Source organism: Caenispirillum bisanense, from assembly GCF_900230255.1.
GTDB classification, from domain to species: Bacteria; Pseudomonadota; Alphaproteobacteria; order Rhodospirillales; family Rhodospirillaceae; genus Caenispirillum; species Caenispirillum bisanense_A.
Genome location: NZ_OCNJ01000002.1, coordinates 301,718 through 311,061, shown reverse-complemented (window position 1 = coordinate 311,061; position 9,344 = coordinate 301,718). Strand labels below are relative to the sequence as shown.

The 9,344-nt window shown below is 70.3% G+C and carries 9 protein-coding genes; 2 read left to right on the top strand and 7 right to left on the bottom strand.

Features of this window, described 5'->3' with window-relative positions:
• Position 1 precedes the first annotated feature (1 nt).
• From CRP50_RS05915 to CRP50_RS05900, 4 genes are all read right to left on the bottom strand, one after another.
• Positions 2-1,138 carry a sodium ion-translocating decarboxylase subunit beta gene (locus CRP50_RS05915; RefSeq protein ID WP_097278062.1) on the bottom strand — a complete coding sequence of 379 codons (1,137 nt, stop codon included), beginning with the start codon at positions 1,136-1,138 and terminating at the stop codon, positions 2-4.
• A gap of 95 nt (positions 1,139-1,233) precedes the next feature.
• Entirely contained in the window at positions 1,234-1,638 is a 405-nt protein-coding gene (locus tag CRP50_RS05910) for a biotin/lipoyl-containing protein (RefSeq protein WP_097278061.1), read from the bottom strand.
• Positions 1,635-2,117, bottom strand: a complete 483-nt coding sequence (locus CRP50_RS25475) for an OadG family transporter subunit (protein ID WP_176525053.1) — start codon at positions 2,115-2,117, stop codon at positions 1,635-1,637. Before CRP50_RS25475 ends, CRP50_RS05910 begins: the two co-directional genes overlap by 4 nt.
• Positions 2,114-3,667 carry an acyl-CoA carboxylase subunit beta gene (locus tag CRP50_RS05900; RefSeq protein ID WP_097278060.1) on the bottom strand — a complete coding sequence of 518 codons (1,554 nt, stop codon included), beginning with the start codon at positions 3,665-3,667 and terminating at the stop codon, positions 2,114-2,116. The genes CRP50_RS25475 and CRP50_RS05900 overlap by 4 nt, the downstream gene beginning before the upstream one ends.
• 668 nt (positions 3,668-4,335) lie before the next feature.
• Here CRP50_RS05900 and CRP50_RS05895 point away from each other — a divergent pair.
• Positions 4,336-5,046, top strand: a complete 711-nt coding sequence (locus CRP50_RS05895) for a response regulator (RefSeq protein WP_097278059.1) — start codon at positions 4,336-4,338, stop codon at positions 5,044-5,046.
• Between the two features lie 50 nt (positions 5,047-5,096).
• Positions 5,097-5,858 (top strand): phosphatase PAP2 family protein, encoded by a 762-nt coding sequence (locus tag CRP50_RS05890; RefSeq protein WP_097278058.1) that lies wholly within the window; start codon positions 5,097-5,099, stop codon positions 5,856-5,858.
• On the opposite strand, the gene CRP50_RS05885 is transcribed toward CRP50_RS05890, so the two are convergent.
• From CRP50_RS05885 to CRP50_RS05875, 3 genes are read right to left on the bottom strand one after another with little or no spacing between them, the layout of a single operon-like run.
• Positions 5,837-6,478, bottom strand: a complete 642-nt coding sequence (locus tag CRP50_RS05885; protein WP_176525052.1) for a TetR/AcrR family transcriptional regulator — start codon at positions 6,476-6,478, stop codon at positions 5,837-5,839. The two genes, CRP50_RS05890 and CRP50_RS05885, sit on opposite strands and share 22 nt — an antisense overlap.
• A 25-nt stretch (positions 6,479-6,503) precedes the next feature.
• Positions 6,504-8,084, bottom strand: a complete 1,581-nt coding sequence (locus tag CRP50_RS05880; protein ID WP_097278056.1) for a DHA2 family efflux MFS transporter permease subunit — start codon at positions 8,082-8,084, stop codon at positions 6,504-6,506.
• Between the two features lie 33 nt (positions 8,085-8,117).
• Positions 8,118-9,221 (bottom strand): HlyD family secretion protein, encoded by a 1,104-nt coding sequence (locus tag CRP50_RS05875; protein ID WP_097278055.1) that lies wholly within the window; start codon positions 9,219-9,221, stop codon positions 8,118-8,120.
• Between the last annotated feature and the right edge of the window lie 123 nt (positions 9,222-9,344).

Sequence of the window (9,344 nt, the reverse complement as noted above, 5' to 3'; positions counted from 1 at the left end):
GTCAGCCAGCCAGCCGGGCGATGAAGTAGCCGGCCACCACGGCCGTGCCGATGACGCCGGCGACGTTCGGCCCCATGGCGTGCATGAGCAGGAAGTTGTGCGGGTCGGCCTTCTGGCCCTCCACCTGGCTCACGCGCGCCGCCATGGGCACGGCGGAGACGCCGGCCGAGCCGATGAGCGGGTTGATGGGCGTCTTCGACACCTTGTTCATCACCTTGGCCATGAGCACGCCCGAGGCGGTCGAGACCCCGAAGGCGGCGATGCCGAGCACCAGGATGCCGAGCGTCTCCACCTGCAGGAAGCGCTCGCCGGTCATGGTGATGCCGACCGAGGCGCCGAGGAAGATGGTGGTGACGTTGATCAGCTCGTTCTGCGCCGCATTGGACAGGCGCTCCGTCACGCCGCACTCGCGCAGGAAGTTGCCGAGCATGAGCATGCCGATGAGCGCCGAAGCCGCCGGCACCAGCAGGATCACCAGCACGGTCACCACCACGGCGAAGATCAGTTTCTCGGTGCGCGAGACGGGGCGCAGCGAGCGCATGCGGATCTTGCGCTCCTCGGGCGTCGTCAGGGCACGCATGATGGGCGGCTGGATGAGCGGCACCAGCGCCATGTAGCTGTAGGCCGCCACCGCGATGGGGGCCAGCAGCTCGGGCGCCAGCTTGTTGGACAGGAAGATGGAGGTCGGGCCGTCGGCGCCGCCGATGATGCCGATGGCCGCCGCCTGCTCGGGCGTGAAGCCGAGCAGGATGGCGCCGAAGAAGGTGGCGAACACGCCGAACTGCGCCGCCGCCCCCAGCACCAGGGTGCGCGGGTTGGCGATCAGCGGGCCGAAGTCGGTCAGCGCTCCGACGCCGAGGAAGATGAGCGGCGGGAAGATCTCCAGGTGGACGCCCTGCGAGATGTAATAGAACAGCCCGCCCACCGATTCGCTCACCGGGTCGGGCAGGTTCACCAGCCCCTGCGTCGGCAGGTTGGCGAGCAGCGCCCCGAAGGCGATGGGCACCAGAAGCAGCGGCTCGAAGTTCTTGTAAACCGCGAGGTAGAGCAGTCCGGCGACCACCGCCCACATGACCGCCATCTGCCACGTGACGTGGGGAAAGGCGGTCAGCGACCACAACTGATTGAGCGTATCCATGCGGGGCGCCTCGGCTGGCTGGGTCGGCGGGGGAACGGCGGCGGGGGACGTGGAGAAGCGGCCGTAGGAGAGGCGGCGGGCAGGAGCGCCGGGCGTCAGCCCAGCACCACCAGCACCTGGCCTTCCTGCACGGCGGTGCCGGGCTGGACGCGGATCTCGGTGACGGTGCCGGGGCGCGGCGCCGGGACGGAGGTGAGCATCTTCATGGCCTCCAGCGTCACCAGTGGCTGCCCCTCGGTGACGGCGGCGCCGACCGCCACCTCCACCTTCTGCACGGTGCCGGCGAGCGGGCTGACCACGTCGCCGGGGCCGGCCGGCGCGGCCGGGGCGTTCTGCGGCGCCGGAGCGGAGACGGCGGCGGGCGCGGCGGGCGTCGGCGCGGCGGGCATGGCGGCCGGCGGGCGCGGTGCGGCGACGGCGGAGGCGCCGGCCGGCGCGTCCAGTTCCTCGACCGTGACCTCGTAGGCGGTGCCTTCGACGGTGATCCTGAACTTCCTCATGGCGTCCTCTTCTGCGTCCGGGCGGAGCCGTTGGCCAGCGGGTTGGCCTGGTGGATGGGGTGATCGACGTGCGGCGGGCCGGGGATGGTCCAGCCGGCGGACGCGCGGCCGCCGTGGCTCGACATGTGTTCGTAGCGGCCTTCGTTGATCCAGGCGGGCGCCGTGTGCGGCGGCATGACCACGTCGATGATGCGGTGGCGGCCGGGCACCAGGACGGCGACGGCGGCGGCGATGGCGGCCAGGTGATGCGGCGGCACGCCGGCCGGCGCGGCGCTGCCCGCAGCCATGGCGGCGGCGGGGACGGTCTGCGGCGCCTGGGCGCGAGCGGCTTCGGCGCGGCGGGCGGCGGCGGCGCGGGCGGCCTCCTCGCGGCCGACGACGATGCGGCCGATGGCGGCGGTGATGCCCCACAGCGCCGTCAGCACGATGAGGACGACGGCGAACCCGAGGCCGACCAGTTCCAGCTCTTCGGCGATCACAGCGGAATGTTCCCGTGCTTCTTGGCGGGGCGGGTCTCGCGCTTGGACAGCAGGCTGCGCAGGCCGAGCGCGATGGCGGCCCGGGTGCGCGATGGCTCGATGACGTCGTGCACGAACAGCTTGCCGGCCGAGACGTAGGGGTTGGCGAACTCGCGGCGGTACTCGGCGGCCAGCTCCTGGCGCTTGGCGACCGGGTCTTCGGCGTCCTTCAGGTCGCGGCGGTAGAGGATGTTCACCGCCCCTTCGGCGCCCATGACGGCGATTTCCGCCGACGGCCAGGCGTAGACCAGGTCCGCCCCCATGTCGCGCGAGCACATGGCGAGGTAGGCGCCGCCATAGGCCTTGCGCAGGATGACGGTGATCTTGGGCACCGTCGCCGCGCCGTAGGCGAACAGCATCTTGGCGCCGTGGCGGATGATGCCGTGGCGCTCCTGGTTCACGCCGGGCAGGAAGCCGGGCACATCCACCAGGGTCACGATGGGGATGTTGAAGACGTTGCAGAAGCGGATGAACCGCGCCGCCTTGTCGGAGGCGTCGATGTCGAGCGTGCCCGCCTTCACCGCCGGCTGGTTGGCGACGATGCCGGTGACGATGCCGGCGATGCGGGTGAAGCAGCACACGATGTTGGGCGCGAACAGGGCCTGCACTTCCAGGTACCGGCCGCCGTCGGCGATGCGCTCGATCACCCGCTTGACGTCGACGGGAATGCGCGGATCTTCCGGCACCAGGGCGTCGAGGCCCGGATCGTCGGCCAGGGTGATGTGCGCCGACAGGTCGTGCGGCGGGTCGGCCATGTTGTTGGACGGCAGGTAGGACAGCAGGTCGCGCACGATGGCGCCGGCGTGCATGTCGTCTTCGGCCACGAAGTGGATGTTGCCCGACACGCTGGCATGCGCCATGGCCGAGCCGATCTCGTCCATGGTCGTCACCTGCCCGGTGGCGGCGCGAATGACCTCCGGCCCGCAGATGAACATGTTGCCCGACCCGCGGGTCATGATGATGAAGTCCATGAGTGCCGGCGAATAGGCGGCACCGCCGGCGCAGCTGCCGGAAATGACGGCCACCTGCGGCACGACGCCCGACGCCAGCACGTTGCGATAGAACACCTGGCCATAGCCCGACAGGCTGTCGACGCCTTCCTGGATGCGTGCCCCGCCCGAGTCGTTGAAGCCGACGATGGGCATGCCGCCGCGCATGGCGTAGTCCATGACGTCGCAGATCTTGCCGGCGTGGACCCGGCCGAGCGAGCCGCCGGCGACGGTGAAGTCCTGGCTGAAGGCGGCCACGGGGCGGCCGTCGACGAAGCCGATGCCGGTGACCACGGCGTCGCCCGGCAGGTCCTTGCCCTCCATGCCGAAGTGGCGGGTCTGGTGACGGGCGTGCAGGCCGAATTCCTGGAAGGTGTCGGCGGCGAACAGGGCTTCCAGGCGTTCGCGCGCCGACAGCAGGCCGCGGGCGTGGCGGTCGTCGATCTTGTCGCGGCCGCCGCCCAGCATGGCCGTCTCGCGGCGGCGGCGAAGGTCGTCCAGAAGGTCCTTGGATATCGCCATCGGCTGCCTCGTCCTCCGTTCGGCCGCGACGCCCGCCGGCGCCCGGCTCGCCGCCTGGTTGCTCTCGCTGCGACCGTACCACGACCAAGGCGTCCAATTGAACCCGGACACCGGGATACCGTCGTGGCGCGACCGTACCATCGGAATAACTCGTTGGAATTTAAGGTTTAGTGAACCGACCCGAAAACCCGCCAAAAAAAACGCCGACCCGAGGGCCGGCGCGCAGTTTTCGAGACGCAGATGAGGACCGCCGGGCGGACCCGGCGAAACTCGGCGGAAGAAGACCTGCCGGTTCCCCATCGGGTTCCCCACCGGCAGGCACTTCATCCGATGCCGGGTCCGAAGACCCGGCAGCCGTGCGGCACCCCCCTAAGGTGGCCGCCGGTCCGGCCCTCCCTCTTCCCCAAGAGGTGCAGGCCTAAGCCTGCCGGAGGATCGAACCAGGTCCGGCACTTCCCCCGAAGCAGCGGACCATTCGGCGGCTCCGCAACGAAGCCGAGATTGGTGATAGCAGAGGCATGTGAACCGCCAAGCCGACCGCCGTAAACGGCGAGTTCGATTTTGTAAACGGCAGGTAAATGTCCCGATTTGTCAGGGGCGTTGCGCCCGGCCCGTTGGTTGAATAAGGATGGAACGGTGAACGGTCGAAAGGGGGGCATCACGACCGAATGAGACCTGAAAGCCATCACATTCTCATCGTCGAGGACGAGCAGGTGAGCCGTGCCGTGCTGGCGGCCTACCTGAATCGGGAGGGGTATCAGGTCAGCGAGGCGGCCAACGGCGACGACATGGACCGCCAGCTGGCGCGCCGTCGCTTCGACCTCGTGCTGCTCGACATCAACCTGCCCGGGCGCGACGGCTTGTCGCTGCTGCGCACGCTGCGGGCGAAGTCGGACATGGGCATCATCCTGGTGACCGCCAAGTCCGACGCCGTCGACCGGGTGGTGGGGCTGGAACTCGGCGCCGACGACTACGTGGTCAAACCCTACGAACAGCGCGAGCTGCTGGCGCGCGTGAAGAACATCCTGCGCCGCGCGGTCCGCACCGATGCCGCCCGCGACGAGCGCGCCACCTATCACTTCGACGGCTGGCGGCTCGATACCGGCCGCCGCCTGCTCACCGACCCGAGCGGCGTGAACGTGCCGCTGACCACCGGCGAGTTCAACCTGCTGGCGACGCTGGCCGCCCAGCCGCAGCGGGTGTTCACCCGCGACCGCCTGCTCGACGCCGTGTCCAACCGCGAGTGGTCGCCGTCCGACCGCTCCATCGACGTGCTGATCGGCCGCCTGCGCAAGAAGCTGGAGCAGGACGCCGCCCAGCCGCGCCTGCTCGTCACCGTGCGCAACGTCGGCTACGTCTTCACGCCGGAGGTGACCTGACGCCACCGATGACGCCACCGTGGGGCACCATCCCGCGTTGTGCAGGGACCATGCTCCACACCCTCGCCCTGCGCCTCGTGCGCGCCGTTCCCGCCGTCGCCGTGCTCGCCCGCCGCGAGGCCCGTCTGCTCGCCCTGCTCGTGCTGGTGTTCGGCGGGTTCTGGATGTTCGGCGTCATCGCCGACGAAGTGGCGGAAAACGAGCTGCAGACCTTCGACCAGCAGATCCTGCTGTTCTTCCGCGATGCGCAGAACCTGGCCGATCCCATCGGCCCGGCCTGGGTGGAGCAGGCGGCGCGCGACATCACCGCGCTCGGCGGCTATACGGTGCTGACGCTGGTGACGGCGCTGGTCGTCGTCTATCTGTGGCTGCTGCGGCGCTGGCGGGCCTCCGCCCTGGTGCTGGCGTCGGTGCTCGGCGGCATGGTCATCAGCCAGGGCCTGAAGGCGCTGTTCCAGCGCGCCCGCCCCGACCTGGTGCCGCACATCGTCGACGTCCACACCCTCAGCTTCCCGAGCGGTCATTCCACCCTGTCGGCGGTGGTCTACCTGACCCTCGGCGCCCTGCTGGCGACGGTCCAGCCGGGGCGGTCGGTGAAGGTGTTCATCATCGCCGCCGCCCTGCTCATCGCCATGCTGGTCGGGCTGTCGCGCGTCTACCTGGGCGTCCACTGGCCGACCGACGTGCTGGCCGGCTGGAGCGTCGGCGCCGCCTGGGCACTGCTGTGCAGCGCCGTCGCCGACCTGCTGGTGCGCCGCCGCAAGATGCGCGGCGAAAGCGGCGACACCCCTCAGGCCGGCGACACGGCGTAGGCGCGCAGGAAAGTCTCCACCGCGAACTCGGCCTTGCGCCGCAGGTACTCCTCCGGCCACTCGCTCTGCAGCCCCATGAGCGTGCGCATCTGCATGTGGCCGTTGAGCATCCCGAGGAAAGCCTCCGCCGCCATGTCGGGGTCGGGCACGGCGAGGCGCCCCTTCTCCGTCTCCTGCCGCAGGTAGGTGGCGAGCAGGGTGAGCGCCCGGCGCGGCCCGTTCTCGTAGTAGCGGCGGGTGACGGCGGGGTCGCTGCCGGCCATGACCATCATGCGCTGGACGCAGATGGCCGGACCGCCGGCGACCAGCGCCAGGAACTGCCGCCCCACCTGGCGCAGCACCTCCTCCGGCCCGGCGTCGGCGGGCGGACGCGACAGCACCCCGAACACGCGCTCGCCGCGGTCGGCGATGACGGCGCCGAACAGGTCTTCCTTGGTGGAGAACAGGTTGTAGATGGTCTGCTTGGAGACGCCGGCCTCGGCGGCGATGGCGTCCATGGTGATATGGTAGCCGTGACTGACGAACAGGGCCGCCGCGGCCTCGATGATGGCCTCGCGCTTGCGCGGGTCGGGGCGGCGGCCGCGGCCGGCCGGCTTGTCGCAGCAGGGGGTATCGGACACGGGACCGGGCACTCTCATCCTGGGGCTAGTGGGCATCGCTGACCGCATGGTCGGGCTTGCGGGCGAGGAAGACAACCCCGATGGCCCCCGCCACCACCAGGCTCATGAGCCAGAACACGTCGATGAAGGTCAGGACCGTCGCCTGGCGCATCACCTGCCCGGCGATGACCTTCAACGCCGCGGCGTGGCCGTCGACGCCGGGGATCTGCTCGACGAAGCGGGCGGCCAGGGCGTCGATGCGGGCCTGCACCTCGGGCCGCGCCGGGTTGACCTGCTCGGCGAGGCGGGCGTAGTGGAAGCCGCCGCGCTCGGTCATGGCCGTGGTGATGCCGGCCAGCCCGAAGGCGCCGCCCAGGTTGCGCATGAGGTTGTAGAGGCCGCTCGCGTTCTTCAGCTTCTCCGGCGGCAGGGTGCCGAGGGCGAGCACGTTCACCGGGATGATGCCGAACATGAACCCGACGCCGCGCAGCACCTGCGGCAGGAACAGCTCCCAATAATCCCACTCGGCGGTCAGGCCGGTCAGCATCCAGTTGGACAAGGCGATGAGCCCGAAGCCGATGGACAGCATGATGCGCGGGTCCACCTTGCGCGACAGGCCGCCGGCGATGGGCGCCGACAGGAACTGCGCGAGGCCGGTGACGAACATGATCTCGCCGATCTGCAGGGCGTTCAACTCGCGCACCCGGGCGAGGAACTGCGGCTGCAGGTAGACGAGGCCGTAGAGCGAGATGCCGAGCACGAAGCTGAACAGGCAGCCGGTGGCGAAGTTGCGGTCCTTGAAGGCCGTCAGGTCGACGATGGGGTTCTGCGCCGTCAGGGTGCGCCAGAAGAACCCGACGCCGGCCACCGCCGCGACCACCGAGAACATCAGGATGTGGTGGTCGTCGAACCAGTCGTTGCGGGCACCGTCCTCCAGCACGAAGTCGAGGCTGCCGAGGAACAGCCCCATGAGCACGAGGCCGAGCACGTCGATGCGGCGGATGAGGTCGAGCTGCGGGCGGTCGACGTCGATGAGCGCCCACACCACCAGCGTCACGATGGCGCCGGGCACCACGTTGACCAGGAACAGCCAGTGCCACGACAGCATCTCGGTCAGCCAGCCGCCCAGCGTCGGGCCGACGGTCGGCGCGACGGTCGCCACCAGCCCCACCACCACCGTCACCGCCGCCTGCTTGTCGCGCGGGAAGATGGTATATGCCGAGGCGAAGACCAGCGGGATCATGGCACCGCCCACGAAGCCCTGGATGGCGCGGAAGACGATCATCTGGTCCATGGTGGCGGCGAAGGCGCACAGCAGGCTCGACAGGGTGAAGCCGCCGGCCGACAGCACGAAGGTCCACCGCGTGCCCAGCGCCCGCGACAGGTAGCCCGACAGCGGGATCATGATGACCTCGGCGATCAGGTAGCTGTTCTGCACCCAGATGATCTCGTCGGCGCTGGCGGCGAGCCCGGCCTGGATCTCCGACAGCGAGGCGGCGACGATCTGGATGTCGAGGATCGCCATGAACATGCCGACCACCATGGCGAGGAAGCCGAGCTTCGGCCCCCAGCCGACGGCCGGCGCGGGGGCTCCGGCGGTGGCGGCGGATGCGGATGCGGTGGACATGGGGGCGGCTTTCGTCTGCGGGCCTGCCGGCCCTTACGGCTGTGTCTTCGGGACGGCGGCGAGGGCGGTGGAGGGCGCCAGGAAGAACGACCCGCCGGCCAGCGCCCGGTCACCCTCGGTGCGCGTGTCGACCTCGGCTTCCACCGACAGGCCGGGCACCAGCAGGGTCTCGGCCGGCGCGGCGCCGGCGAGGCGGATCTTCACCGGCACGCGCTGCACGATCTTGGTGAAGTTGCCCGTGGCGTTGTCAGGCGGCAGCAGGCTGAACACCGCCCCGCTGCCCGGCGCGACGCTGTCGATGACGCCGTGCAGCGGCTGGTCGGGGTAGGCGTCGACGTGCAGGGCGACGGACTGGCCGACCCGCATGCGGGCGAGCTGCGTCTCCTTGAAGTTGGCGACCACGTAGACGTCGTCCACCGGCACCACGCTCATGGCCTGGCGGCCGGGTGCGACGTACTGGCCCACTTCCACCGCCCGGTTGGCGACGACGCCGGCACCGGCGGCGCGCACCACGGTGTTGTCCAGCGCGATGCGGGCTTCCTGCAGGCTCGCCTCGGCGCGCGCCACCTCGGCCTCGGCCTGGAGGCGCTGGGCGGCCAGCAGGTCGAGGTTGCCGCGCTCGGCGGCCAGGGCCGCGGTCGCCTGGGCGACGGCGGCGGCGGCCTTGCGGGCGTCGGCCAGGGCCGCCTGGTACTTCTGCGTCGAGGCGTATTGCGAGGCATTGAGCGCCTTGTAGCGCTTCAGGTCGTCCTGGGCGCGGGCCTGGTCGGCGCGCGCCGACTCGACGCGGGCCTCGGCCTCCTTCACCAGGCTGCGGGTCAGCGCCACCTGGCTGTCGACCACCGTGACCGACGCCCGCGCCGCCTGCACGGCGGCCTCGGCCTGCGCCGCCTTGGCGCGGTAGTCGGCGTCGTCGATCACCAGCAGCACGTCGCCGGCGGCGACCCGCTGGTTGGCGTCCACCGGCACGCGGGCGACGTAGCCGGCGATCTTCGGCGCCACCGTCACCACGTCGCTCTGGACGTAGGCGTTGTCGGTGACCTCGAGGAACCGGCCGGTGGTGTACCAGTCCCAGCCGTACACGCCGGCCCCGGCCAGGGCGGCGGCGGCGATCACCAGAAGCGCAGGATTGCGCATGGTTCTTCTCCATAGATCCCGAGTGCGCGGCTTTTGCTGGACTGCCGCGTCCATGAATTCAACGTAGCGCCGCCGCCGCCCGCTCGCAAGATCAAAGTGGACGCACCAGTCCATGAATTAGAG